25 protein-coding genes are annotated in these 24,104 nt (G+C 62.6%); 8 read left to right on the top strand and 17 right to left on the bottom strand.

All coding sequences use genetic code 11. The features are described 5' to 3' along the window. Window positions 1-2 precede the first annotated feature (2 nt). From QP994_RS06495 to QP994_RS06535, 9 genes are all read right to left on the bottom strand, one after another. Window positions 3-338: a hypothetical protein gene (locus QP994_RS06495; protein ID WP_084576560.1), complete on the bottom strand. Its 336-nt coding sequence runs from the start codon at window positions 336-338 to the stop codon at window positions 3-5. Window positions 339-345: 7 nt separating this feature from the next. After that, window positions 346-699 carry a Rieske (2Fe-2S) protein gene (locus QP994_RS06500; protein WP_102723693.1) on the bottom strand — a complete coding sequence of 118 codons (354 nt, stop codon included), beginning with the start codon at window positions 697-699 and terminating at the stop codon, window positions 346-348. Window positions 700-764: 65 nt separating this feature from the next. After that, on the bottom strand, window positions 765-1,607 hold the full coding sequence (gene trpA, locus QP994_RS06505) for a tryptophan synthase subunit alpha (protein ID WP_284865779.1): 843 nt from the start codon (window positions 1,605-1,607) through the stop codon (window positions 765-767). Beyond that, window positions 1,607-2,869, bottom strand: coding sequence for a tryptophan synthase subunit beta (gene trpB / locus QP994_RS06510; protein ID WP_284865780.1), 1,263 nt, complete (start codon window positions 2,867-2,869; stop codon window positions 1,607-1,609). The genes trpA and trpB overlap by 1 nt, the downstream gene beginning before the upstream one ends. Window positions 2,870-2,901: 32 nt before the next feature. Continuing rightward, the gene (trpCF, locus tag QP994_RS06515; protein ID WP_284865781.1) at window positions 2,902-4,407 is read right to left on the bottom strand and encodes a bifunctional indole-3-glycerol-phosphate synthase TrpC/phosphoribosylanthranilate isomerase TrpF; all 1,506 of its coding nucleotides are present in this window, start codon (window positions 4,405-4,407) and stop codon (window positions 2,902-2,904) included. Then, window positions 4,397-5,425, bottom strand: a complete 1,029-nt coding sequence (gene trpD, locus QP994_RS06520) for an anthranilate phosphoribosyltransferase (protein ID WP_284865782.1) — start codon at window positions 5,423-5,425, stop codon at window positions 4,397-4,399. Before trpD ends, trpCF begins: the two co-directional genes overlap by 11 nt. Next, window positions 5,418-6,098 carry an anthranilate synthase component II gene (locus tag QP994_RS06525; RefSeq protein ID WP_284865783.1) on the bottom strand — a complete coding sequence of 227 codons (681 nt, stop codon included), beginning with the start codon at window positions 6,096-6,098 and terminating at the stop codon, window positions 5,418-5,420. Before QP994_RS06525 ends, trpD begins: the two co-directional genes overlap by 8 nt. After that, the gene (locus QP994_RS06530; RefSeq protein ID WP_284865784.1) at window positions 6,095-7,639 is read right to left on the bottom strand and encodes an anthranilate synthase component 1; all 1,545 of its coding nucleotides are present in this window, start codon (window positions 7,637-7,639) and stop codon (window positions 6,095-6,097) included. Before QP994_RS06530 ends, QP994_RS06525 begins: the two co-directional genes overlap by 4 nt. A 30-nt stretch (window positions 7,640-7,669) precedes the next feature. Further along, window positions 7,670-8,107, bottom strand: a complete 438-nt coding sequence (locus QP994_RS06535; protein ID WP_284865785.1) for an SdpI family protein — start codon at window positions 8,105-8,107, stop codon at window positions 7,670-7,672. Window positions 8,108-8,205: 98 nt separating this feature from the next. On the opposite strand from QP994_RS06535, the gene QP994_RS06540 reads away from it, so the two are divergent. The 5 genes from QP994_RS06540 (at window position 8,206) to QP994_RS06560 (ending at window position 15,020) form a co-directional block, all read left to right on the top strand. Beyond that, complete coding sequence (locus QP994_RS06540) at window positions 8,206-9,435, top strand: dicarboxylate/amino acid:cation symporter (protein WP_284865786.1); 1,230 nt, start codon at window positions 8,206-8,208, stop codon at window positions 9,433-9,435. An 84-nt stretch (window positions 9,436-9,519) separates the two neighbouring features. Continuing rightward, the gene (locus QP994_RS06545) at window positions 9,520-10,977 is read left to right on the top strand and encodes a DUF5129 domain-containing protein (protein ID WP_284865787.1); all 1,458 of its coding nucleotides are present in this window, start codon (window positions 9,520-9,522) and stop codon (window positions 10,975-10,977) included. A gap of 11 nt (window positions 10,978-10,988) precedes the next feature. Then, window positions 10,989-11,513 (top strand): flavodoxin domain-containing protein, encoded by a 525-nt coding sequence (locus QP994_RS06550; RefSeq protein WP_257997254.1) that lies wholly within the window; start codon window positions 10,989-10,991, stop codon window positions 11,511-11,513. A 96-nt stretch (window positions 11,514-11,609) separates the two neighbouring features. Then, window positions 11,610-14,471 carry a leucine--tRNA ligase gene (gene leuS, locus QP994_RS06555; RefSeq protein ID WP_284865788.1) on the top strand — a complete coding sequence of 954 codons (2,862 nt, stop codon included), beginning with the start codon at window positions 11,610-11,612 and terminating at the stop codon, window positions 14,469-14,471. A gap of 15 nt (window positions 14,472-14,486) precedes the next feature. Continuing rightward, window positions 14,487-15,020: a VanZ family protein gene (locus QP994_RS06560; RefSeq protein WP_284865789.1), complete on the top strand. Its 534-nt coding sequence runs from the start codon at window positions 14,487-14,489 to the stop codon at window positions 15,018-15,020. Between the two features lie 91 nt (window positions 15,021-15,111). On the opposite strand, the gene QP994_RS06565 is transcribed toward QP994_RS06560, so the two are convergent. Next, on the bottom strand, window positions 15,112-16,086 hold the full coding sequence (locus QP994_RS06565; protein WP_284865790.1) for an acrylyl-CoA reductase family protein: 975 nt from the start codon (window positions 16,084-16,086) through the stop codon (window positions 15,112-15,114). Window positions 16,087-16,126: 40 nt separating this feature from the next. Between QP994_RS06565 and QP994_RS06570 the strand changes: the two genes are divergently transcribed. Both QP994_RS06570 and QP994_RS06575 read left to right on the top strand, forming a co-directional pair. Then, on the top strand, window positions 16,127-16,504 hold the full coding sequence (locus QP994_RS06570) for a YidH family protein (protein ID WP_284855907.1): 378 nt from the start codon (window positions 16,127-16,129) through the stop codon (window positions 16,502-16,504). 18 nt (window positions 16,505-16,522) lie between these two features. After that, window positions 16,523-16,855: a DUF202 domain-containing protein gene (locus QP994_RS06575; RefSeq protein ID WP_284865821.1), complete on the top strand. Its 333-nt coding sequence runs from the start codon at window positions 16,523-16,525 to the stop codon at window positions 16,853-16,855. Between the two features lie 35 nt (window positions 16,856-16,890). Here the strand turns inward: QP994_RS06575 and QP994_RS06580 are convergent, their stop codons facing one another. The 3 genes from QP994_RS06580 to QP994_RS06590 all read right to left on the bottom strand — a co-directional run bounded on the left by QP994_RS06580 (window position 16,891) and on the right by QP994_RS06590 (window position 19,997). Further along, complete coding sequence (locus QP994_RS06580; RefSeq protein WP_284865791.1) at window positions 16,891-18,183, bottom strand: IS1096 element passenger TnpR family protein; 1,293 nt, start codon at window positions 18,181-18,183, stop codon at window positions 16,891-16,893. Between the two features lie 72 nt (window positions 18,184-18,255). Next, on the bottom strand, window positions 18,256-18,852 hold the full coding sequence (locus QP994_RS06585; protein WP_284865792.1) for a pirin family protein: 597 nt from the start codon (window positions 18,850-18,852) through the stop codon (window positions 18,256-18,258). A 14-nt stretch (window positions 18,853-18,866) separates the two neighbouring features. Then, window positions 18,867-19,997 carry an MFS transporter gene (locus QP994_RS06590; RefSeq protein WP_284865822.1) on the bottom strand — a complete coding sequence of 377 codons (1,131 nt, stop codon included), beginning with the start codon at window positions 19,995-19,997 and terminating at the stop codon, window positions 18,867-18,869. A 137-nt stretch (window positions 19,998-20,134) separates the two neighbouring features. Here QP994_RS06590 and QP994_RS06595 point away from each other — a divergent pair, with 137 nt between their 5' ends. Then, on the top strand, window positions 20,135-20,863 hold the full coding sequence (locus tag QP994_RS06595) for a TMEM164-related integral membrane acyltransferase (protein WP_284865823.1): 729 nt from the start codon (window positions 20,135-20,137) through the stop codon (window positions 20,861-20,863). On the opposite strand, the gene QP994_RS06600 is transcribed toward QP994_RS06595, so the two are convergent. From QP994_RS06600 to rraA, 4 genes are read right to left on the bottom strand one after another with little or no spacing between them, the layout of a single operon-like run. After that, window positions 20,860-22,461 (bottom strand): bifunctional ADP-dependent NAD(P)H-hydrate dehydratase/NAD(P)H-hydrate epimerase, encoded by a 1,602-nt coding sequence (locus QP994_RS06600; protein WP_284865793.1) that lies wholly within the window; start codon window positions 22,459-22,461, stop codon window positions 20,860-20,862. The genes QP994_RS06595 and QP994_RS06600 overlap by 4 nt on opposite strands. Window positions 22,462-22,506: 45 nt before the next feature. Continuing rightward, the gene (locus QP994_RS06605) at window positions 22,507-22,716 is read right to left on the bottom strand and encodes a hypothetical protein (RefSeq protein ID WP_284865794.1); all 210 of its coding nucleotides are present in this window, start codon (window positions 22,714-22,716) and stop codon (window positions 22,507-22,509) included. Window positions 22,717-22,763: 47 nt separating this feature from the next. Next, a complete protein-coding gene (locus tag QP994_RS06610) occupies window positions 22,764-23,573 on the bottom strand; it encodes an Fpg/Nei family DNA glycosylase (protein ID WP_284865795.1) in 810 nt (269 codons plus the stop codon). A gap of 4 nt (window positions 23,574-23,577) precedes the next feature. Beyond that, window positions 23,578-24,075 carry a ribonuclease E activity regulator RraA gene (rraA, locus tag QP994_RS06615; protein ID WP_284865796.1) on the bottom strand — a complete coding sequence of 166 codons (498 nt, stop codon included), beginning with the start codon at window positions 24,073-24,075 and terminating at the stop codon, window positions 23,578-23,580. Window positions 24,076-24,104: the final 29 nt, after the last annotated feature.

The raw sequence follows: 24,104 nt of genomic DNA on the forward strand, positions 1-24,104 counted from the left end.
GCCTAAAGCTCCGGGAACTTCGCGCGGGCCTCCGCCCAGAGTCCCTCAAAGTGGTCCGCGGTGACGTGTTCAGCCTCGATGCCTTCGAACTGGTCGTAGGTGTCCGGGTGCGGGACGGTGTCGAGGGGGCGGTTGGCATTGCCGATGACGCGGCCCGCGATAAACGCCCCCGTAATGGCGTGGTCCGGGGTGAGCTCAATCATGCGCACCATGCGACACTCGTGGGGGTTGAGCTCAACGAGTTCGGCGATGTTGACTACGGAGCCAGCGCCCGGGATCGTCAGTGTCGTGCGGACAAAAAGTGGCGGGGTTTTTGGTTCAGGCTGTGGGTCAGACACCGCTTCCCTACTCCTGCTCGCCGGCGATGACATTCCCGCCGTCCTGGATGACGGGGGCGGGTGTCATGCCGGACTGGGAGGGGCCGTCCACAACCTCGCCGGTGGCAATGTCGAAGACGGAGCCGTGGGACGGGCAACGCACTGTGTTGCCCTTGACCTGGGTGATTGGGCTGCCCTGGTGCGGGCATGTGGTGGAATACGCCACAAAGTTGCCCTCAGTTGGCTGGGCGATGATGAATTTCCCCACGATGACGGCACTGCCCACCGGCACCTGGGTTGCAGCGACCTCAGCTGGAGCGGGCTTGCCACAGGCGGCGAGGAAAGCGCCGGCAAAAGTGGTGGCGGTGCCGAGGATGAACATGCGACGGGAGCAGACGGGGCCGGAAGGGTTCTGGGCTGCTGGGTTTGCTGCTGGGTTCTGGGCTGTCATGGTTTCAGGGTAGCGCGCTTCATGACGGTGACGTAGTCGGTGAGTTCGGATTTTAAGGTGTCCATGTCGCGGATGGTGCCCGGGTTGGGGTGGGCGTAGTCCACGTGGGCGTCGATGATCTTCGCGATCGCGGAGCCGGTGATGGCGCCAGAAGCACTGGCGGCGATGGCGTCGGCGACGTGCTGCGGGGTGGAGATGCCGAATCCGAGGAGGACGCGGGCGCCGCCGTAGGAGGTGATGTTGGCGACGACGTCCGAAAGCCCTGTCGTCTGCGACTCGTGCTCGGTGCCTGTCACGCCGTCGCGGGAGATGGCGTAGATGTAGCCGCGAGAATGAGTGGCAACACCTTCGAGGACCTCAGGACGGGCCTGAGCAGGGGCGATGAAGACTGGGTCGATGCCAGCGGTGGTGGCGGCCTCAACGAAGGGGGCACCTTCGCGTACTGGGGCGTCGGGGACGAGGACTGCGTCGGCACCGGCTTCGTGGAGTTCCGCGTAGAACTTCTCCAGGCCACGGACATACGGCACGTTGGCGTAGACCAGCATGCCGATCGGGGTGTCCGGGTGGCGGCGGCGGATCTCACGGATCTGCTCCAGGCAGGAATCTACGGTGGCGCCGCCGTCGAGGGCGCGGAGGTGGGCCTTCTGGATGGTGGGGCCGTCAGCGACGGGATCGGAGAAGGGGACGCCGAGTTCGAGGGCGTCGGCCCCGGCGCTAATAAGCGTAGAGATGATCTCCACCGCATCGTCGGCTGATGGGTCGCCGAGCATGACGAATGGGACAAAAGCTCCCTCATTTTTTGCTTCGAGGGCTTCGAACAGCGCGGTGAAACGGGACATTAGTTGGTTCCCTTCTCTTCGTCAGTGACTACGTATTCCGGATGCTCTTCCAGGGTCTTGCGGATGTGGGCGATGTCCTTGTCACCGCGGCCGGATAGGGACACGAGGATGGTGGTCGGGGTCTGGGACTCGCGGGCCTCCTCCGCGCGCTGGAGTGCGTAAGCAAGAGCGTGGGAGGATTCGAGGGCGGGGATGATGCCCTCGTGGCGCGACAGGTTTTGGAAAGCGCGCAGGGCCTCGGCGTCGGTGACGGGCACATACTTCGCGCGGCCTGTCTTAGCCAGGTGGGCATGTTGGGGGCCGACCGCCGGGTAGTCCAGGCCGGCGGAAATGGAATAAGACTCTTCCACCTGGCCGTCTGGATCACGCATGAGGTAGGACTTCGTGCCGTGCAGAATACCCATCGTGCCCGCGTAAATAGCGGCGCCGTGCTGGCCGGAGTTCACTCCGTGGCCGCCGGGCTCAGCGCCGACGAGCTCGACGGATTCGTCGTCGATGAAGTCCGCGAACATGCCAATGGCGTTGGAGCCACCGCCGATACAAGCAACAACGACGTCCGGCAGCGAACCCGTCTGTTCCAGCATCTGGGCCTTCGCCTCAACGGAGATGGCTTTGTGGAACTCGCGCACGATCGTGGGGAACGGGTGCGGGCCAGCGGCGGTGCCAAGGAGGTAGTGGGAATTGTGGAAGGTGGCGGTCCAATCGCGCAGCGCTTCATTGACTGCATCCTTGAGGGTGCCGGAACCGGAATCCACGCCGACGACCTCAGCGCCCATGAGGCGCATTCGGTACACGTTCGGGGCTTGGCGCTCCATATCCTTGGCGCCCATGTAGATCACGCAGTCAAGGTCCATGAGGGCACACGCCAGGGCGGTGGCGGTGCCGTGCTGGCCGGCGCCGGTCTCCGCAATGATGCGGGTCTTGCCCATCTTCTTGGCCAGAAGTGCTTGGCCAATCACCTGGTTGGTTTTGTGGGCGCCGCCATGCACGAGGTCCTCGCGCTTGAGGAAGATCCGGGTGTAATCATTGCCGCGCGTGAGGTTCTTTGCCTCCCACAGGGGGGTCGGGCGGCCGAGGTAATCACGGAGAAGACGGCGGTATTCGGACATGAACTCTTCGTCGTTCCAAGCGTCGACAAAAGCCTGTTCAAGCTGGTCAAGCGCGGGAAGCAGTGACTCCGCGACGAACTGCCCGCCGAACTCTCCGAAGTATGCGGGAAGGATGGTCCGGCCGCCGTCGCGTGAATGGGTGGAGTCAGTCATGTGGATTCCTCCGTGAAAATGATGAGTTCAATTTAGTAGTGAAAGTTTCGGATCCGCTCAAACACGGCACGCAGCGCGCCCGCGTCCTTCTGGCCGGCCCACTCCCCTGCTTCGGCGGGGTATTCCACGCCGGAGTTGAGGTCAACGCCGAGGCAACCGACAGACAGCGCGGCGTCGAGGTTGTCAGCGCCGATGCCACCGGCGAGGAGGCTGTGCGCGCGGACCTCGTCGGGGATGGTGCTCCAGTCGAATTCAGATCCGGAACCACCGTCCTTCGCATCAAGCACAAGCTTATCGACGTCTCCCGCCAGCCCCCGCGCAACCTCCGCCCCTTCGGGGTGCGACATGGAGACGGCGCGCCAGATCTCAGGTGCCGGGATGGTGTCGGGAAGAGTTGCAAGGTCGGCGCGAATGGCGCGAATAAGCTCTTGCTCGGCGGCGAGACTCCCCTGGTAGGGGGCGTGGATCTGTATAGCGTGGATGGGGCCGTCGATACTTGTGATGAGGTCGGCCCAACCTTCGGTGCGACGACTGACGGCAACGTAGTGAAGGCCGGGCTCGTGTGCCATGATGTTTTTCGATGTTTCACGTGAAACATTGCGTGGGCTGGAGTCCTCGAAGATGAGGCCACCGTAGACGGCGCCGGCGGCGCGGGCGGCTTGGGCGGCGGACCAGGAGGTGAGGCCGCAGACTTTGTTGGGGCCGTAGACCAGCATGCGGGCGGCCCAGTCGATGTCCGGAGTGCCGGTGAGTTGGGAGCCGACGAGGAAGCCGTCGGAGTGGCCGCCGAGGCGGCGGACGGTCTCCACATCGCTGATGCCGGACTCGGAGACGATGAGGGCGCCTTCGGGAGCAAGCGGTGCAAGGCGTGCGGATCGCTCCAGGTCAATCGACAAATCATGAAGGTTACGGTGGTTAACGCCGAAGATCTTGGCGCCGAGTTTGGTGGCGCGGGCGGCCTCCTCCTCATCGATGACTTCGGTGAGGACGTCGAGGCCGAGGCGGTCGGCTTCGGAGTGGAGGCGGGTATAGGTGGCGTCGTCAAGCACACTCAGCATGAGCAAGATGGCGTCGGCGCCGAAGTAACGCGCGGCGTGGATCTGGCACTCGTCGATAATGAAGTCCTTGCACAGCACTGGGAGGTGGGTGGTGGAGGCGACGGTGGCCAAGTGGTCGTAGTCTCCCCCGAAGCGGTCGGGCTCGCAGAGGACGGAGATGCCGGCGGCGTAGCGGGAGTAGATGGATGCGATGGCGCTGGGCTCGTAGTGCTCGCGGATCATGCCGAGTGATGGCGAGGAGGACTTGCACTCCATGATGAAGCGCGTGCCGGGGCGAGCGAGCGAATCGTAGAGGGAACGCTCGGAGCGTGGCAGGGTCAGCGGGTCCACGTGGGAGATGCGGGCGCGAATTTCGTCAAGGTGACGAAAACGAGACTGGACAATACCCTCCAAAACTGTTGGCAGACCCTCAGACGGGCGTACAGAGGATTTGCCCTGGTCAGAGGGGGTAAAATCAGAGGGGGTAAGATTATGCGCCATAATTCGCTCCCTCGTGCTTGGCCAACCATTCGCGGACGGTACCGTTAGCCAGGAGCTCGGTGGCCTTGGTTACGCCCTCAGCCATGGTGTCCGCCATGTCGTAGAGGTAGAACATCACACCGGCGGTGGCGGCGACGGCATCGCGGTGGGCGTCGGGGCCGGTGCCCTCGAAGGTGGCGCGGATCGCGGCGGCGTTCTCCTCGCCGTTGCCACCGGTGAGCTCCTCGAGCGTGTAGGTGGGTAGGCCGAGGTCCTCCGGGGTGATGGTGTAGTGCTCGATGTTGCCTTCGCGGTCCAGCTCCCAGACTTCGGTGGGGCCGTGGACGGCGATCTCGTCGGTGCCAGCGCCGTGAACGATAAGGGCGCGACCACGGCCAAGTTCACGCATGGTCTCAGCGATGGTCTGGCCAAGAGCAGGGTTGGCAATGCCCATGATCTGGTACTCGGGGCGCCCCGGGGCGAGCAGCGGGCCAAGGGTGTTGAACAGGGTGGATACGCCCAGGGACTTACGCACCGGTTGCACGTGGGCGATCGCTGGGTTGTAGGCGGGGGCGAAAAGGAAGGTGAAGTTGGAGGCCTCGAACTGTCGGACGGCACGCTCTGGGTCCAGGTCGAGTGGGATGTTCAGGGCTTCCAACACGTCAGCGGAGCCGGACTTGGAAGAGACGGAACGGTTACCGCACTTGATCATCTTCACTCCCCCAGCGGCAGCAACGAGGGAGGCGGCGGTGGTGATGTTGATGGTGTTCTTGCCGTCACCACCCGTGCCGGCGGTGTCCATGAGGCCCTCACCAGTGATGGGGAACGGACGGCCAGCGGCCAGGAAGGCCTTGGCGGCACCGGCGATATCGGCGAAGGTTTCACCGCGGGTACGCACGGTGGCAAGGAGGGCGGCGATGTGCACATCGTCGTAATCACCCACGGTGAGCGGGGTGAATGCCTCGATGGCCTCCTCTAGCGAGGGGTTCTTGTTATCCAGGAAACGACGGAGGATTTCGAGGGATTTTTCACTAGCCATTGTTGCTCACCTTAACTTTCACGGAGTCTTTCTTCTCTAATAATTCCTTCACGCAGCGCTCCAGCAGCACGGGCCCAGCCGGGGTCAGGATGGACTCGGGGTGGAACTGGAGGCCGATGGACATGCCATCGGTGGTCTGCGCGGCCATGACCACATCGCCGACTTTGGTCTCGGTGCGGGCAAGCACCTCGATGCCAGCGGGGACATCGACGGTGCCCAAGGAGTGGTAGCGCGCCACGGGAACGAGGCGTCCCGGGGTGTCACCGTGTTCGGGGCCACTGTCGATGGTCAGGCCGGTGAAGAGGGGGCTGGCCACGCCAACGTCGCTAAGCGTCATTGCTTCACTGACACCATGGACCGGGCCGCAGGGGCTGACCTTGCCACCGAAGTGCTCGATGAGCGCCTGGTAGCCAAGGCAAATGCCGAGGATGGGGATGCTGCCTTGAGCTGTGCGGATGAGGTCCATCATGCAGCCGGCGTCCGCGGGATAGCCGGGGCCGGGTGAGAGGATGATCACGTCGGGCTCGGCGGCAAGCACTTGGTCGACGGAGACGGTGTTGCGGAACACGGTGAACTCGATCGCAGGCTCGGTGATGGTGGCCAGAGCGTCCACGAGGTTGTACACAAAGGAATCTTGGTTATCCAGCAGGACAACACGGGCGGGCGAGTTCATCGGATGACCTCCACGGTCTTGGCCTGCGCCATCGCAATGGCATTAAGAACAGCGTAGGCCTTGTGCAGGGTCTCATCAGCTTCGGCCTGAGGGTTAGAGTCACGGACAACACCGGCGCCGGCCTGCACGGTGGCCATCCCGGCGCGGACGAAGGCGGAGCGGATGACAATGCATGTATCGAATTCGCCGTTGCCACGCAGGTACCCTACTGCCCCACCGTAGGAGCCACGGCGGGTGCCTTCGAGTTCGCGGATGAGTTCGGTGGCGCGCAGCTTCGGGGCGCCGGTCAGGGTGCCCATGTTCATAGAGGCGCGGTAGGCGTCGAGGGCATCCAGGTCGTCCGCAAGCGTTGCGGTCACCCGGGAGACTAGGTGCATGACGCGGGAGTAGCGGTCCACCTGCAGTAGCTCACGCACCTGGCGGGTGCCGGGGCGAGCCACACGGGCCATGTCATTGCGTGCCAAGTCCACGAGCATGGTGTGCTCGGCGATCTCCTTGGCATCCGTGCGCAGTTCCAGCTCCATGCGCGTGTCCAACTCATGGGTCGCACCACGCGGGCGGGTGCCAGCGATGGGATAGAGCTGCACCTCGCGGGTGGCGGCGGAGAACTTCAAGTTAGATTCCGGTGAGGCACCGAAAAGCTCGTACGGCTCCCCCGCCCGATCGAGCCCTCGCACATAAAACATGTATGGCGACGGATTAGAATCGCGCAGCTGCTGGTACGCCGCAAAAGCATCCGGGCACTCGGTCGTGAACGCACGCGCCGGGACGACCTGATAAATATCGCCGTTATAAATATTGTCTTTCAGCTTGTCTACATCGCGGCGGAACTCATCATCCGCCAAGCTCGCCTCCACGCGCAACGTGCCCTCGCCCTGCGGGGTTGCGGGCGTGGGGGTGTGTGCGGTGCGGATCAGCTCAGCAAGCTCAAGCATTCGCTTATCGACGTCCCCCGCCCCCCAATCAACCCCCGACAACCGCGCCGTCGACGCGCGGTGATCAATGGTGAGCACGATCTCGGCGAGGATGAACTGGAAATCCGGGTACGTGTTCGTGCTTTCGGCGACATCGGGGAGATTCTCGAACGTGGCCAGGTAATCAAACGCGAAACCGCCAACGACCATGGGGAGGATGTCCTCGGAGTCGGTGTAACCCGCATCGCGGGTGAGAGCGCGCAGCACCTCGACGGTGCTTGGGGCGGTGAGGCGCTCACGCTCATCCGCGGCCGTGGACGGCGGGAAGCTGAACGTGACCGGCTCGCGTGAGGTGAGGTAGGAAGCGAGCTGCTCCGTCAGACGCGCAATGATCTGCTCCCCCGCCGGGCTCAGTGGCTCCGCCACAACCTCGTGGCCACTACACGTCAAACGCACGGACGCGCCGAGCACGGCCACGGACTGCAAACCAGACTTCGTGGTGATGTCCGCCGATTCCAACAGGACCGTATCCGTGAGCGAGGTCCCGCCAAGGTGCGCGAACAATGCGGAGGCATCAGCGTGATACGCCACGTCCATGTGTTGAACACGGGGTGCAGGATTGGTCATGCCGTCAAGCTTAGGCCGGTGGGTAGCCATTTAATTCTGATCCGCCTCACGCGCTGCATTGCGGAGCGCATCCAGGTTCACCGCGGGAGCCGGGGCCTCGTCGGCGGTGGTGGAGTTGGCGTTCCGGGCGTCGTCGATAAGCCGTGCAGCACGCGCGCCCATGTTCCCGCCGAGCGCACATGCGACTACCGCAAGCACCGCGAGCAGGACGGGCGCAACCCACAGCCACCCGGACGCGATGAATGAAAACGCGCCACCGAATGCCAGCGCGGCACCCCCGAAGATCAAGTACGGGCCCACAACGCGGTGAGCCTGCACCCAAATACCTTCATCCTTACGCACCTCCGGCACGCGCAAACCCACGATGCTGTTACCCGGCAGGCGACCCGCAGTAGCGAGCGCGCCGGGAACCAGCAAAGCAAGAGCACAAACGATGAAAATAGTTCCGATGATGGCGCCAGCAGTCATGCCTGGAAGTCTACCGATAGGGCGACAGTTTCGTATTGCGGGGTTCCGTGTTGGACAATGCAGGAGTACATGTCAATTCCCCTGCAAAGGTTTCAACTATGAACTCTAAGCCGATCACTCGGTCGCTGCTGTTCTGGATCGTCGTGGCCATTGTCCTCGGCATCGCCTGCAGCTTCTTCTTCCCCACGTGGCTCGCCCGCATCTTCATCACCTTCAACGGTCTGTTCTCTAACTTCCTGGGCTTCTTCGTCCCGGTGCTCATCTTCGCGTTGATCACCCCGGCCATCGCCGGTCTGGGCAAGGGCGCCGGCAAGTGGCTCGGCCTCACCGCTGGCATCGCCTACGGCTCCACCATCATCTCCGGACTTATCGCCTGGGGTCTGTCCGTGGCGCTGTACCCGTGGCTGCTGGGTGATCAGAAGCTCATCACGGCTGTGGATGACGTGGAGGAAGGCGCCCTGTCCCCCTTCTTCTCCGTGGAGATTGATCCGCCGTTCGCTGTCATGACAGCCCTGGTGCTCGCTTTCTGCGCGGGCATTGCCATGACCGCCGTGAAGTCCGACACGATGTACAAGTTGGCCACGGAATTTGAGGGCGTGATCATGAAGGTGGTTACCGCCTTTGTTATCCCGCTGCTGCCGTTGTTCATCTTCGGCATGTTCCTCAACCTGGGCATGAACGACAACATGGGCGCCACCCTCACGGCGTTTGGCAAGGTGCTGGCCCTCGCTGTCATCATGACCATCCTGCTGCTCATCCTCCAGTACCTCATCGCTGGCGCCATCGCTGGCGTCAACCCGGTGACCGCGCTGCGCAACATGCTGCCGGCCTACTTCACCGCGCTGGGTACCTCGTCGTCTGCAGCGACCATCCCTGTCACCCTCAAGTCCACGCTGAATAACAAGGTGGATGAAAACGTTGCCGGCTTCGTCGTTCCGCTGTGCGCAACGATCCACCTGTCCGGCTCCATGATGAAGATCGGCCTGTACGCCTTCGCCGTCATCTACATGGCGGGCATGGACATCTCCTGGGGTCTCTCCCTCGGTTTCATCCTCCTGCTCGGCATCATGATGATCGCCGCGCCAGGCGTCCCGGGTGGCGCCATCATGGCTGCAACCGGTCTGCTCGCTTCCATGCTCGGCTTTAACGACGACATGGTGGCCCTCATGATCGCCGCCTACATCGTCATCGACTCCTTCGGCACCGCCGCTAACGTCACTGGCGACGGCGCGATTGCGCTTGTGGTCAACCGTTTCGCCGCTGGCAAGATGGAGCGCACCTCAACAGAGGATGCTGAGAAGCCGGAGCTTATCGACGAAAGCGCGTAGCTTCCCTGATCCCCTTGGGCTTTAGCCAAAACCGATGTTTCACGTGAAACATCGGTTTTTCTTTGTGCGCCTAGGATGGAGCGCATGGCTATGGGATCAACAACGAAGTTCACCCTCAGCGCACTCAGCGTCGTCGCCCTCGTCGGGGCTGGTGGTGCCGGACTGACCTACGCTTTGACGGACGCGCCCGACCCTGCGCAGTTCGTTGTTAAGGTTGGCCAGGCACCCACCGTGACTATCGATGATCCCCACGACGTCCTCTCCCCAGAGGACGAAGCCCGTATGCTTCGCGACGCGGAGCGTCTAGACCACCCCGCCGTGGTGAAGGAACTCCACTACCTCGTCTTCGCCACGAACCACGAGAATGTTCTCGACTCTGTGGAGGAGTACGTGCGTGACACCTACCCGGAGCTCATTGGCAATGCGTCTAACGACGATGCCCGTTTCGCCGATGGCACCGCCATCATCGGCGTTGGCCTTGATCCCCGCCAAGCCTTCGCCTACTACGGTGATGACGTAGCCGCGCAGCTCCAGGTCGATTACGGCCAGCGCGATGAAGAGGTGCTCGACGCCATGAAGCCCGGCGTCCGTGACGGCAACATCCCGGCCGGCCTCTTCGCAGCTGCCAAGACCGCTTTCGACGTTGAAGCCGCCGAGGAATATGGCTTCGACCAAGCAAAGGGTGACCGGGACGGCCTTGCTATTGGTGGCGACATGGGTGCTGTTGGTGTTGGCACTTTCATCGCTGTTGGCACCGGCGTCTCCCGGTGGAGCCGCCGCCGGAAACTAGAGCAAGCACATGAGGACTACAAGGCCGTGACAGGTGAGTACGCGGCGCTCTCTGGCCGCCTCGACGAAGTGGACATTCGCGCCAACTCCCTGTCTTCCGCCTTCGCCGATGCGGAGATGCGCAAACAGTGGGCTGAGGTCCGTGATCGCTTCCTTGGCTACCACGAGACCGTCAGCGGTGCCGGCGGGATCGGGGACATTGACATGACCAATGACAAGCAGGTGCTGAAGAACAGCAAGAAGCTACGCCAGGCCGCTGAGTCCGTCGAGCATGTCTCCAACGCCGAGAACAACATCAACCGGATGTTCAACATCGACAATGGCGACGCCGCCACCCGCCGCACCAGCCTCACGGACTTGCGCGAGGATGTCATGGCCGCCCGCGTCGGCGTGAAGAATAACCAGCTGAACTACGAGCTCGGCCAGCTGCTAGAGAGCATCAACTGGCTCGATGCCAACCCGACGGCCCCGAACTTCATGGACGAATTCGTCCGTGTGCTTGGGGATTACCGGCTGCTCCTCGAGCAGGTTAAGAAGGAAGAGTTCTCCGACGTGAAGGAATACGAGCCACTCCGTCGCCCTGCCGTCTACGACCGCGATTACTACTACTTCCCCGGCTACGTCACCTACGCATCCATGAGCAGCTGGCACGACAGCAACGTTCGCGCCCACGAACAGGCCCAGTCCTCCAGTACCAGCCCCGGCGTTTCCTCCTCCGGCTTCAGCGCCTCGGGTAGCTCCTCATCGTTCTAGGGAGAGACATCTTGACCGCCGCTATCTACTACGCCAGCTTCTATGGCTCCACCAAGCAATACGCTGAGGAACTCGCCACGCGCCTCGGTACCACTGCCGAGGAGATCACCGAGGGCAGCGCGTCTACTATCCGCGCATCTGATGAACCCCTGATCATCCTCTCCCCTATTCACGGGCCATCCCATCCCGGCGTGAAGGTGGTGAAGGAGGTGGGTCAGGAGGGCGTCGAGAAGCGAAAAGTAGCCCTCGTGACAGTCGGCATGACTCTCGACCACGTGGTGGAGGCGCAGGACCCGGCTCGTGCGCTGCTCGGCGACCTGGCTGGGGATGTCGAGCGCTTCTACCTGCCCGGCCGGCTCAACTACTCCGAGCTGAGCCCCAAACATCGCAACATCATGAAAGGCCTGATCACGATGTTGAAGCTCAAGCCCGGCAAAACCGAGAACGAGCGCATGATGATTGATACCTACGGCACAAACACTGATCGCGTCGACCTGGGTAGGCTCGACGCGATCGTGGAGTGGGCGAAAAAGTAGAGGTTTGGTCATTCGCACCCCGATGTTTCACGTGAAACATCGCTAGAGGCGTCCGGGCGCTGTGCTGGTGGGGGTGACCTATTACACTGGCTAACCATGACTAACGCGACTGGACCGGCGTACCGCTACACGGCGGGTATTGCTAATGAGATTGAGCAGAAGTGGCAGAAGTACTGGATCGACAACGGGACGTTTAATGCCCCGAACCCGGTGGGCGATCTAGCTACGGGTGAGGGCGAGCTGCCGGCTGACAAGCTCAATGTCCAGGACATGTTCCCCTACCCCTCCGGCGCGGGCCTGCACGTGGGGCACCCGCTGGGTTACATCGCGACGGATGTCTTCGCACGCTACAATCGCATGCTGGGCAAGAACGTGTTGCACACGCTCGGCTACGACGCATTTGGTCTGCCAGCGGAGCAGTACGCCATCCAGACGGGTACGCACCCGCGCACGACCACGATGGCGAATATTGAGAACATGACGCGTCAGCTGGACGCGCTGGGTCTGGGCCACGACCGGCGCCGTTCGGTGGCCACCACGGACCCGGAGTTTTACAAGTGGACGCAGTGGATCTTCCTGCAGATCTTCAATTCCTGGTTCGATGAGGATCAGCAGAAGGCGCGCCCAATTAAGGAGCTTGTTAGCGAGCTTGAGGCAGGCACCCGCACCACCAAGGATGGTCGCGTGTACGCCGAGCTCGACGCGGTGGAGAAGCAGAAGGCTATCGACGAATTCCGCCTCGTTTACCTGTCTGACTCCATGGTCAACTGGTGCCCGGGCCTGGGCACGGTGCTGGCAAACGAGGAGGTCACCGCTGATGGTCGCTCGGAGCGTGGCAACTTCCCGGTCTTCCGTAAGCGTCTACGCCAGTGGATGATGCGCATCACTGCCTACTCGGACAGGCTTCTAGACGACTTGGAGCTGCTCGACTGGCCCGACAAGGTCAAGGCAATGCAGCGCAACTGGATCGGTCGTTCCCGTGGTGCGGAAGTGACCTTCCGTGCCCAGGGCCCGGCAGGTCAGGAATTCGGCATCGACGTCTTCACCACCCGCCCCGACACCCTCTTTGGTGCCACCTACATGGTTCTCGCGCCGGAGCATGAGCTCGTGGATGAGTTGGCGGCTGGGGAGTATGCGGGGGACGTCGATAAGCGATGGACCTTTGGCGAAGCGACGCCGAAGGACGCTGTGGCCGCATATAAGCGCGCGATCGCTGCGAAGTCTGACGTGGAGCGACAGGAGAATAAGGAAAAGACCGGTGTTTTCTTGGGCTCGTATGCCGTGAACCCGGTGAGCGGCGAGAAGGTGCCGGTGTTCATTGCGGACTACGTGCTCATGGGCTACGGCACGGGCGCGATCATGGCGGTGCCGGCGCACGATGAGCGTGACTACGAGTTCGCTTCCGTTTTTGGTCTGCCGATCGTGCCGGTGCTCGACGGCGGGAACATCGAGGAAGAGGCCTTTACTGAGGACGGCCCGCACATCAACTCCGCGAATGACCGTGGCCTGGACATCAATGGTCTGGGCAAGGACGAGGGCATTGAGAAGGCCATCGCCTGGCTAGTCAGCGAAGGGGCTGGTGAAGAGCGTATTCAGTACAAGCTGCGCGATTGGCTGTTTGCGCGTCAGCGCTACTGGGGTGAGCCTTTCCCGATCGTGTACGACGAGAACGGTGTGGCGCACGCGCTGCCTGAGTCCATGCTGCCGGTCGAGCTGCCGGATGTGGAGGATTACAACCCGGTCTCCTTCGATCCGGAGGATGCTGACTCCGAGCCCGCTCCCCCTCTGGCGAAGACCACCGATTGGGTGAACGTGACGCTGGATCTTGGCGATGGTGAGAAGCAGTACACCCGCGACACCAACGTCATGCCACAGTGGGCAGGTTCGTCCTGGTACCAGCTGCGCTACATCGATCCGACGAATGCGGACAAGTTCTGTGACTTGGAGAATGAGCGCTACTGGACCGGCCCGCAGCCGGAGAAACACGGCGCGAATGATCCGGGTGGTGTGGACCTCTACGTCGGTGGTGTGGAGCACGCGGTGCTGCACCTGCTGTACGCACGGTTCTGGCACAAGGTGCTCTTCGACCTCGGTCACGTCAGCTCCAAGGAGCCGTACCGTCGCCTGTACAACCAGGGTTACATCCAGGCGTACGCCTACACCGATTCCCGTGGTGTGTACGTGCCGGCCGCTGAGGTTGAGGAGAAGGACGGCAAGTTCTACTACAACGGCGAAGAGGTCAACCAGGAATACGGCAAGATGGGTAAGTCCCTGAAGAATGCTGTTGCTCCGGACGACATCGCACGCGACTTTGGTGCCGATACGCTGCGTGTTTATGAGATGTCCATGGGTCCCCTGGACACCTCTCGCCCGTGGGCAACCAAGGACGTTGTGGGTGCTCACCGTTTCCTCCAGCGCCTGTGGCGCCTGGTCGTCGATGAGGAGACCGGTGAGGTCACCGTCAGCGACCAGCCGATGAGCGAAGAGGACGCGAAGCACCTCCACCGCACCATCGCGGGTGTGCGCGAGGACTACGAGCACCTCCGCGACAACACGGTTGTGGCCAAGCTCATCGAGTTCGTGAACTACCTGACCAAGTCCCGCGAGGCGACCGGCAATGTTTCACGTGAAACAGTGGAACCGCTCGTGCAGATGGTCTCCCCCGTCGCGCCGCACATCGCCGAAGAGCTGTGGACGCGCCTCGGCCATGAAGGCACGATCACGTTCGAGCCGTTCCCGACCTTCGACGAGAGCTTGCTTGTCGACGACACCGTGGAAATCCCCGTCCAGATCAACGGCAAGGTTCGCGCGCGTGTGGACGTCCCGACCGAGGCGTCCAAGGACGAGATCGAGAAGATCGCGCTTGCCGACGACCGCGTAATCTCCCTCATCGAAGGCAAGAACGTGGTGAAGACCATCGTGGTGCCGGGCCGCATGGTGAACCTGGTGGTCAAGTAGCCGGAAAGGGCGCCGATGTTGAAGCAGCGCACTGCCACGATTGGCGCCCTCGTTGGCTATTCGGGCGTGGTCATCGCCCTGACCATGCTCAAAGCCTTTTATCGCATCGGCTACCTGTGGGACCCCGCCAACCAAATGCGGCGGGGACTCTCCCTCGCCCCGTTCGATGACCTGATCAATGCCAGCTCATGGTTCGGGCCCGTCTTTGAGTACGGCGGGAATATCGCATTCTTCGTGCCCGTGGGCATGCTGGCCTACATTCTTTTTCAGCGCACAACGCGCCCACTTCTTGCAACGACCCTGCTCGGAGCTGGTTTCAGCCTGGCTATCGAGACATCTCAATACATCTTCGCGCTTGGCTACAGCGACATCGATGACCTGATGATGAACACCCTCGGTGCTTTCATCGGTGCCGTATTGGCCAAACTATTCGGCCCGAAATTCCACTGGCTCTGGATCGGACTTGCTTCCCTAGCGACAATCACCTTCGTCGGGCTGGTTATCGGCGGGGAGAGCCTCGGGGATCCCAGCAAGGTGAAGCAGGTCTAGCAATGACACACTAAAAGCGACCACCCCGCCTATCGCGCGAGGCGAAAAGCCTTCTGGGGCTCTTGTCAGCGGGGTGGAACCTTTGAGCAAATTATAGCTCAACGACGGTGCGACCGTGGCGCGCGTTGCCGGCAAGCAGGTCGGCGCCGGCCTGGATGGCGCCTTCGAGGTCGACGGTGTCGGTGTAGGAGCGGAGCTTGTCCACGTCGAGGGATTCGGCGAGGATGGCCCAGGCTTCATCACGGAAGGCGGCGGGGGCATCGACGGAATTGATGCCGGCGAGGTTGACGCCGCGGAGGATGAACGGGATCACGGTGGTGTCCAGGTCCGGGCCGGCGGCCAAGCCACAGGAGGTGACGGTCCCGCCCCACTGGACCTGGGCGAGCAGGTTGGCCAGCGGGGTGGAGCCGACGGTGTCGATGGCGCCACCGAAGCGGGCCTTCTGCAGTGGCTTGCCCTTGTTGGCCAGTTCGGCGCGGTCGATGACGTCGATGGCGCCGAGTTCGCGCAGGTAATCGTTATGTTCCTCGACGCGGCCGGTGATGGCAGCGACCTCATGACCACGGGCGGCAAGCAGTTGGATGGCAATAGAACCAACACCACCTGTGGCGCCGGTGACGGCAACGGGACCGCGGACGGCACCGTCCTCATGGTCGGGGCGGGAGTTGGTGAAGCGCTCGTAGGAGGCCACGGACATGGCGGCGGTGTAGCCAGCGGTGCCGATGGCGGCGGCGGTCCAGGCGTCGAAGGTGGCGGGGACGCGGGTGATGTGGGAGGCGTCGATACGCAATTCGGGCGTGTAACCGCCATTGCGGCGCTCCCCGATGCCCCAGCCGTTGACGGTGACGAGTGTGCCGTCTTCGAGCGTGCCCACGGCGTCGATGCCGGGGACGATGGGTAGGGTGCGCACAACACCCTTGTTGCCGGCGAGAGCCATGCCGTCCTTGTAATTGACGGAGGAGTGGCTGACGTGAATGAGGGTGTCGCCTTCGCCGGCGTGCTCCGGGGTGGTGTCGACGATCTGCGGGCCGTTATCAGTAACAAGGAGAGTCTTCGTAGCGGTCATAGTCCCCCAGCGTAGGCATATTTCCATAGACTGTGCAGATATGAGCTCGAAGACCCACGATGAACGCGACGTGTTCACCCGCACCGTTTTCCCGGACGGTGAAGAGCCGGACCCACGCTTCACGCTGGCCAATGAGCGCACGTTCCTCGCGTGGACGCGCACTGCGCTGGCGTTTCTGGCCGGCGGTATCGCGCTTGAAGCATTCGGGATCGGAGGGTTGAGCCCCGACGTCCGCCAAATCGCGGCGGTGGCGCTCATCCTGGTGGGTGCCGCCATTGCGACGGGCGCGGCAGTGCGGTGGGTACGCATTGAGCGGGCGCTGCGGCATAAGAAACCACTGCCTGCACCGGGCATCGTGCCGGTGCTGGGGGTTGGTGTGGCGCTGGCCAGCGTCATCGTCCTGGTTGGGCTGTTTTAGGAGCCTGGTGTGTCGCGCATGAACCACTCCCCCATCCCCGTTGTGGACTTGGGCTTGCAGCCAGAGCGCACCGCGCTGTCCTGGACGCGCACCGCGTTGGCCATGTTCGTGGCATCCTTGACGCTGCTGCGCTGGTCAGTGCCTTATTCGGCCCTGGTGTTCGGGGCGATTGGCCTGCTGTGTTGCATCGCGCTGGTGATCATCGCGCGCAACCGGGCTCAGTACCGCGTCGGGGCAGAGGGCATCAAGCAGGAACAGGTGCGGGCCAATGTTTTCGGGGTGTTTGCCATCACCATCGGCATGGCCATGTTCGCGGCCATTGGGTTGTTCCTGGTGTTGGATGCGGGCTGAGTGCGCACTGTGGTGCTTGGTGGCACTTTGTGACGCTAGTACTCCGGGAAGGTCAGCATGATCGCCAGGACCTCCCGGCCGGGGGTGGTGTGCACGATGTTGCCCGGGGTGGAGTTCTGTTCAAGGACACCGAGGGCGATGAACAAGTCGACCACAAACTCCGGGTTCTTCGGTCGCTGTGTGTCACCGGTTGGGTCGGCCACCCAGCTCAGTACTTCCTCGGCGTCCTCGGCGTAGACAGCGCTGAAGTAGAGGTACAGGTCCTCCTCGAAGCAGGTCAGAAGAACGTCAGCCTCTTCAGCAACGGCTGTTCCGCCGGGTAGGGAGAAGAGGTAGTTATCCTCGACTTCCAAATAGTCCCTGACCTGCAGGAAAGAGCGAAGCGCGTTGACGGGTGGCACAGCCTCAGCAGCGTGGTTGCCGGGCTCGAGGGCAAGACCGAAGTTCTCTGCCAGGGTGCGCACATCACCGGGGCGAAGGGTCCCCTTGTTAGTCAGTTTCACGCCTTCCATGCAGTGGTCCAAGAAGGCGCGAATATTGGACACGATGCGGGTGAAGGGATACAGATCAACATCATCACCGTCCGGCAGGTGATCGGCGAAGAATTCTGACATCGCGGCGATCACGGCTGGGTTGCGCTCCGGGTTCGGGTCGAGGGAGATGATCTGCTGCAGGTCAGGGCGGGAATTGATGAAGGAATCAAAGTCCTCCGCAATACCTGGCGTGCGGGGATCCTCGGTGAAATCCTCCGGCTCAGGCATGAAGAAATCCTCGGAGGAATACGCCATGCGCTCTGCCACGGTGCAGTGATCAGTGGTGGACAAACGCTCGATGAGGCGTTCCGGGGACATCACGGGCATGAAGCTGAGCAGTAGCGGGGAGATCCGCATGTCCGGTTCCAGGCCAGCAGCAAGGCGCATCGCCTCGCGGTGGAACGCCGTCATCATCTCCGGGCCACCGCAGGCTTCGATGACGTCGGGCCCCTGCGCGTTCACCAGCATGGGTGCCGGCGAATCAATGTCGGAGATCCCCAGTACCTCAAGGTGAATAGTCCAATTCGCCGCCGGGTCATACACGTAGGTCATCTCACCGATATCACCGATGGCCAGCGTGGTTTCATCCTTCTCATCGGCGCCGGGGGATGCGGTGTAGAGGGTGCGTTGGCCATCTTCCTCAGCGATGTAGATGTGGTTGGGGGTGCCGGAGAAGCCAAAAGCTGCGTCGATAAGCAAGGCAAACGAGCCCAGGTGCATGTGGTCTGAAACATTGACCAACCTGGTCACTTGCGGGCTGGAACCTTCCAAAGTCAGGAGCAGCGTGATGATCATGTTGCCCACATTACGGCCCAGAACTCCTCCGTGGGGGCCGATATTGTCCACTTAAGTGGACATCGGGAGAATTTAACGCCCGCCGAGCAGAATCGCGGACACCGCGCGATCGGAGGCGTTGACCACATTCAGGGTCTTCGCGCCGGGCTGAGTGATGGCAATCGTGGCGGGATCCAGGCTCTCATTCTCCAGAAACAGGCCCTTGTCCAGCGCAATCACGCCGTGCGTGAAGGTCTCATCCACCACGAACACGAACTCCGCGCCGGGCTCCACGCGCAACTGCGCGCCGAGCATCGGACGTGCGGTTTCCACGGGGCTTGTCTGCCCAAAAAGCTTGCCGACGAACACCAGGCCCTCCCCCGCCACCCCCGAATCAAACCCAGTGAGGGAAAACGGCTGAGGCTTGTACTCCGCGAAGTCCATGGTGGTAGGCGTGCACGCGCTATCAGCGATGCCGAGCTGGAAGCTGGTGGCACCGGTGCGCGCGCCGGGCAGGAGTGTTTCCGTGCCACTGACCCAGGTGAGCACCTGCTTGTTCGGATTGCCAGCGCGAGCAGAGGTCCACCCGCCAAAGGTCTCACCGTCCGCCAGTGGCAGGCGACGGAAGGTCACCTCCGCAGCACCTGGGCGCGGTTCGGGAGGCGTGAAAGCGGAATCGGTGCCAGTCATGCGGACAGATTACATCAGCGCAAAAGGGGCCGGGCGCGGAAACTTAGCTCGGCCGCAGCGAGCAGCGCAAGAGCAGCGGTGATCAGTAGCGTGCCAGGCAGGTAACCAGCATCCACCGGCAACGCACCCACGGCGGAACCACTGGCAATGCCCACCTGGAATGTCACCACATAAATGGAGGATGCGCGGTTTTGGTTCGCCTCCCCAGCATGGAGGAACAACGTGGTGGCGGCGGTGGGCAGGCCACCACCGGCAACACCGAGCAGCATGATCACAGCCACGGCGAAGACCAACGCCAGTGCCGGTGTCGTGCCTTTGAGAACCAGCGCGCAGAAACCAGCGAGGCCAGCACACAAGATGAGGCCTGTGCCCAGGGCATTCATGCGCAGCATCCGGCGGTCTGAGCGTTTGCCCGCGGACAGCACGCCGACGATGCCGAACAGGCCATAAGCAAACAGACCCAGGGCGACGTAGGAGTGGCCGAGGGTGTGCTCCACAAACAGGCCCAAGTAGGTGTAAGTGCAAAACAGCGCCGTAATCACCAGCGCCAGGTACACCACCAGCGCTGGAAGCGCGGAGCGCAGCTCGACGCCCTCTTCTTTCCCCCGCGGTGGCACGGCAGGCAGGGAGGGCAAGAAGAACATGAGCAGCACAAACGCCACGGCCACGAGCGCACCAAGGATCCACGTGGCACCACGCCAGCCCACGGCATTACCCATGAGTGTGGTCAGCGGGGAGCCCGCCACCAACGCCATGGTGGAACCCAAAGACACCACGCCCACCGCCTTCGCCGTTGTTCCACGTGGGGCCATGCGCGCGGCCATGGGGTTGACCAAGGACCAGAACAAACCGTGGGTCAAAGCTGCGCAGACGCGACCCGCCACCAACATCCAGTAATTCGCGGCTAAGCCCTGAAGCACGATGCCCGCCAACAGGAAGCCAAGAGTGGCCATGAATACCGGTTTGCGGTCAAAGCGGGAGGTCAGCTCCATGAGTGGGATGGTGATGATGGCAACGATGCCGGCATACACCGTCATCAACAACCCCACCTGGCCTTCCGTCACACCCAGGTCCGCCGCCATTGGGCTGATCAAGCCGATGGAGAACATCTCAAAGGTCACGTACACAAACGCGGCAAAACCCATCGCGTTCAATGGCACGTAGGGGAAACCCTGGGAGGGTGAAGACAGCTTTGAAGACACACTGCAACGCTAGACCTGAGTGGCAAGAATTGCATGTTGCCGAGACCACGCATAAGCAGAAAAAGTGCTAGAACGTGAATATGCCCAATCAACCGCCACCATGGACGTCGCGCCACACGGGCAAGACGTATCCCACGATCCGGCAATTCGACGGCAAACACCTCGCTGCAGTTGTGCTGTTCATCATGCTGTGTGGTGTGCTCGTGGTCGCTGTGAAGCGGCTCCCGCGCGGCACAGTCAAGGCTGCACGCCGGGTCGCTGGCGCGATCATGGGGATCATCACCACCGTGTACTTCATCTGGGTGCTCAACCCGAAGCGCCTGGTGTGGGATGAAACCGCGCCATTTCATGTCACTGACCTGCTGCGATACATCACGCCACTGGCCCTTGGCACCGGCAATCCAACGGCGACGGCGTTGTCCTACTACTGGGGGCTCTTCCTCAACCCCATGGCCATTTTCTTCCCGGACATGGCGTATGTGCAGGACAAGAAGTGGCTGCAAGAGCTCGCCTACTGGTACTTCCACATCACCGCCACCGTGGTGCCCGTCGTGCTCACCTTCGGCCTGGGCTACCGGCCGAGCTGGAAAGACTGGCGCGTGGTCGCCGGCATCACCATGGTCTGGGCCGCGGTGTCCGGCGTGGCTAACAAGGTCACGGGTGGCAACTACTTCTTCTCCAACGGGCATCCGCGCGGCTGGTCCCCGCTGAAGTTCTTCGGCCCGTGGCCCTGGTATTTGCTCATCTGCGTGCCGGGTCTGCCCTTCGTGTTTGCGCTGATGACAGGTGTGTGGCGGCAGAACCGCTAAAAACCCCGGGACTTTTTAGCCCGATTTGCCGCGGGCTCTGGCGGCAGAATTCGCAACTTCGCCGTGGCGGCGGGGATGGCCTCCGCGATCTTGGAAGCGCTCGTCGGCCCCGGCCCGAACTCCGTCTGTGCGGAGAGCCACGCCGCGGTGGCGTGAATGATCACGGATTGCGCCACGCCCAATGTGGCCCTGCCCCACCGCGCCTGCTCACGCGCCATCCGTGCGCCCATGATCCCGGCAAGCACATCACCGGAACCAGGCGTGGCCGCCCACGACGTGCCGGTGTCCACCACGATCGTGTGGTCCCGCGCCGGGTCGGCCACGATGGTCGCCCGTCCCTTGCGCACAACAGTGCAGTTCAACGCCTGGGACAGAGCCTGTGTTTCCTCCCAGCGGCTCGCCGGCTCAATGCCCAGGGCATCACGCAGCCGTTCACACTCGCCATCGTGTGGGGTCAGCACCGTCTCTCCGGGCCGCCCGCGCACTAACTCGCGCAGTTCGGGGTCGGTGGAAAGGAGGGTGAGGCCGTCGGCGTCGATAAGCAGTGGCTCCTCGCGCCCCAACAACAACGCCAACTCGCCGCGCGCCTGCGAATCCGTGCCCACGCCCGGCCCGAAGACCCACGCCTGCACGCGCCCTGCATCCTCAAGCCTTTGCTTCACGACGACCTCCGGCAGCCCCTGCACCACCTCCCCCGCCTGCGGCCCCGCATACCGCACCATCGCCGGCGTGGCGCGCACCGCACCCGTTGTGGCCAGTACCGCCGCACCCGGGTATGTGGCACTACCAGCGCGAATGCCCACGACGCCGCCGGTGTACTTGTCGTCGTAGAATCCCGGCTCCATGAGCGGTTCGTTGTCGGCGGGCAGTGGGTCGAGGCTGTCCGGCCACCGTTGGGGTGTTTCGCCGGGGACGGCGCGGAAGAGCACCGTGTCGCTGGTACTCACGTCTAGCTCATCCGCGATGGTGCGGCCATCGGCGATGGACGGCTGCGCCAACAACTGAATCCCGCACTCCGGCGCCAACCCGTGCGCCCGGCGCCATCCGCCAAACGTCACCGTTGCATCCGCAGTGACGTGGATGTCCCCGCATTCCCCCGTATCCGCATCGACCCCGGACGGCACATCCACCGCCAACACGTGCGCGTACCAGTCCGCCAGGCTGTCGAGTACCTGTCCGACCTGCTCATCCAGACCACCCGCGCCGCCGATGCCTGTCAGTCCATCGATGGCGAGGCGGTAATCACGGAAATCCTCGGGTGCGTCTTCGAGCACCGTGCCCCCAGCGTCTGTGAACGCCTTTAGTGCCGGCTCATGCGCACTCCCCCACGCCAACCACGCATCTACCGCATGCCCCGCCAACGCGAGCTCCGCCCCGGCATACAACGCGTCACCCCCATTGCCGCCCTTGCCCACGAGCAGCAAACACTTCGGCGACTCCCGAAAATCCCCCACAGGATCCGGCCACCCAAGCATCGCCTCTGCCGCTTTAAACACGGCGTGAGCTGCCGATTTCATCAGCTCATCGGGCGCAGTCTGGGCCTCAAGCAGTGGCTCTTCGGCCGCACGGATCTGTTCAGCTGTGTAGGCGTGAAGCATGGCTCCCACCCTAGGCGCGTTAACGCTAGCGGTCGAGGGGATTAGTTAGCCAGCAAGGACCTCGCTCACGTTTGTGCAATCCACCTTCATGCCCATGTTGAAGGGCTTCTGGCGGAAAGGTTCCTGATCAGGCACCACTTTCAAGCCATCGGGGGCAAGATCATTGATGACGTGACCGATACTCGAGTTCTGCTGCGCGGCCGTGATTTTGGCGGCCATGTACACGTCATCGTCCAACCTGATAGTGAGCCTCATGAGGTCAACCTATCACCATTGGTGACGCAGGTAAAAGGCCTTTTGGCCTACTGGCAGCCCGGACACCAGTACAGTTTGCGGCCCTCCACCACCTTCATCTCAATGGGCGTGCCACACACGTAGCAGGGGTCGCCGGCGCGGCGGTAGACGTACACCTCGCCGCCGTGGTCATCCTTGCGTGGGGGCCGGCCCATCGCCTCCGGGGTGTGCTCGGGGCGGACGGTATCAATCCGGCCATGGTCGACGCCGTAGTCCATGAGCTCGGCCAGGTCCGTCCACACGGCATCGAACTCGCTGCGACTCAACTGATTGCCGGGCAGAGCCGGGTGAATCCCCTGCCGGAACAGAACCTCAGCACGGTAAATATTGCCCACACCAGCGAAAAGCTTCTGGTCCATCAGCTGCGACCCAATCGTGCGCCGGGAGCGCGACACCCGCTCAAACAAGGCGTCAGGCGGCTCCTTCTCCACGATCGGGTCAAAGCCAGACTTATCCGCGATTGCGTCCGCCTCCCCCTGCCCCATCAAAAGGCATGCTTGAGGTCCACGTAGGTTCGCGGCCACAGTGCCATTGGAGATGTGCAGGCGCATCTGCCCCCACTCCTCATCCGTCGGCTCAAAGCGCAGCGAACCAATCAGCCCAAGATGGATGTACACCACCCAGGTGTCCCTCTGCTCCGTTTCGAAAGGAATGAACAGGTGTTTACCGTGGGCGTGGGCGGTGGTGAGGGTGGAGCCGTCGATAAGCTTTGCTTCTTTGGCGAATCTCCCCTGCGGGCTGGTGACCTCGACCTCGCGGCCGCCGAACTCCGCGTTCAGCTGGCGCGCGAGGCGATGAAGAACATGACCTTCGGGCACTTATTTACTTCGGCTCCACCGGGTTCTCAGACACGACGACGCCGTCCGAATCGGCGTAAACATAGTGGCCAGGGACGAATTCGATGCCGCCCAGGCGCAGCACGATGTTCTGCTCGCCCACGCCGTCCTTGTTGGACTTGCGCGGGTTTGTGCCTAGGGCCTTGCAGCCGAAGTCCATGGTGGCAACCTCGGCGGAGTCGCGGATCGGGCCGTTGATGATCACGCCGGCCCAACCGTTCTTCACACCGGCGGCGGCGATCATGTCGCCCATGAGTGCGGTGTGCATGGAGGCGTGGCCATCCACAACGAGGACCTTGCCCTCACCCGGGGAGTTCAGCGTCTTCTTGACCAGGCCGTTGTCCTGGAAGCAGGAGATGGTCTGGATCTCGCCGCAGAATTCGACCTTGCCGCCGTAGTTGCGGAACTGGATGTCGCAACTTTGCACGTCCTTGTCGTGGATATCGGCGATGTCGGCGGTGGCGATGAACTGGATGTCGGTCATGTGTACTCCTTCGTTCGTGGTGTATTTCG

The organism is Corynebacterium sp. MSK044, from assembly GCF_030232825.1.
Lineage (GTDB): Bacteria > Actinomycetota > Actinomycetes > Mycobacteriales > Mycobacteriaceae > Corynebacterium.

Coding starts and splice junctions, on each gene's coding strand:
- trpB (WP_284865780.1), bottom strand. CDS start 2,869: ATGACTGACTCCACCCATTCACGCGACGGCGGCCGGACCATCCTTCCC.
- rraA (WP_284865796.1), bottom strand. CDS start 24,075: ATGACCGACATCCAGTTCATCGCCACCGCCGACATCGCCGATATCCAC.
- QP994_RS06500 (WP_102723693.1), bottom strand. CDS start 699: ATGTTCATCCTCGGCACCGCCACCACTTTTGCCGGCGCTTTCCTCGCC.
- QP994_RS06575 (WP_284865821.1), top strand. CDS start 16,523: ATGAACCACTCCCCCATCCCCGTTGTGGACTTGGGCTTGCAGCCAGAG.
- leuS (WP_284865788.1), top strand. CDS start 11,610: ATGACTAACGCGACTGGACCGGCGTACCGCTACACGGCGGGTATTGCT.
- QP994_RS06565 (WP_284865790.1), bottom strand. CDS start 16,086: ATGACCGCTACGAAGACTCTCCTTGTTACTGATAACGGCCCGCAGATC.
- QP994_RS06560 (WP_284865789.1), top strand. CDS start 14,487: ATGTTGAAGCAGCGCACTGCCACGATTGGCGCCCTCGTTGGCTATTCG.
- QP994_RS06580 (WP_284865791.1), bottom strand. CDS start 18,183: ATGATCATCACGCTGCTCCTGACTTTGGAAGGTTCCAGCCCGCAAGTG.
- QP994_RS06525 (WP_284865783.1), bottom strand. CDS start 6,098: ATGAACTCGCCCGCCCGTGTTGTCCTGCTGGATAACCAAGATTCCTTT.
- QP994_RS06585 (WP_284865792.1), bottom strand. CDS start 18,852: ATGACTGGCACCGATTCCGCTTTCACGCCTCCCGAACCGCGCCCAGGT.
- QP994_RS06540 (WP_284865786.1), top strand. CDS start 8,206: ATGAACTCTAAGCCGATCACTCGGTCGCTGCTGTTCTGGATCGTCGTG.
- trpD (WP_284865782.1), bottom strand. CDS start 5,425: ATGGCTAGTGAAAAATCCCTCGAAATCCTCCGTCGTTTCCTGGATAAC.
- QP994_RS06605 (WP_284865794.1), bottom strand. CDS start 22,716: ATGAGGCTCACTATCAGGTTGGACGATGACGTGTACATGGCCGCCAAA.
- trpA (WP_284865779.1), bottom strand. CDS start 1,607: ATGTCCCGTTTCACCGCGCTGTTCGAAGCCCTCGAAGCAAAAAATGAG.
- QP994_RS06545 (WP_284865787.1), top strand. CDS start 9,520: ATGGCTATGGGATCAACAACGAAGTTCACCCTCAGCGCACTCAGCGTC.
- QP994_RS06600 (WP_284865793.1), bottom strand. CDS start 22,461: ATGCTTCACGCCTACACAGCTGAACAGATCCGTGCGGCCGAAGAGCCA.
- QP994_RS06530 (WP_284865784.1), bottom strand. CDS start 7,639: ATGACCAATCCTGCACCCCGTGTTCAACACATGGACGTGGCGTATCAC.
- QP994_RS06535 (WP_284865785.1), bottom strand. CDS start 8,107: ATGACTGCTGGCGCCATCATCGGAACTATTTTCATCGTTTGTGCTCTT.
- trpCF (WP_284865781.1), bottom strand. CDS start 4,407: ATGGCGCATAATCTTACCCCCTCTGATTTTACCCCCTCTGACCAGGGC.
- QP994_RS06570 (WP_284855907.1), top strand. CDS start 16,127: ATGAGCTCGAAGACCCACGATGAACGCGACGTGTTCACCCGCACCGTT.
- QP994_RS06595 (WP_284865823.1), top strand. CDS start 20,135: ATGCCCAATCAACCGCCACCATGGACGTCGCGCCACACGGGCAAGACG.
- QP994_RS06590 (WP_284865822.1), bottom strand. CDS start 19,997: ATGGGTTTTGCCGCGTTTGTGTACGTGACCTTTGAGATGTTCTCCATC.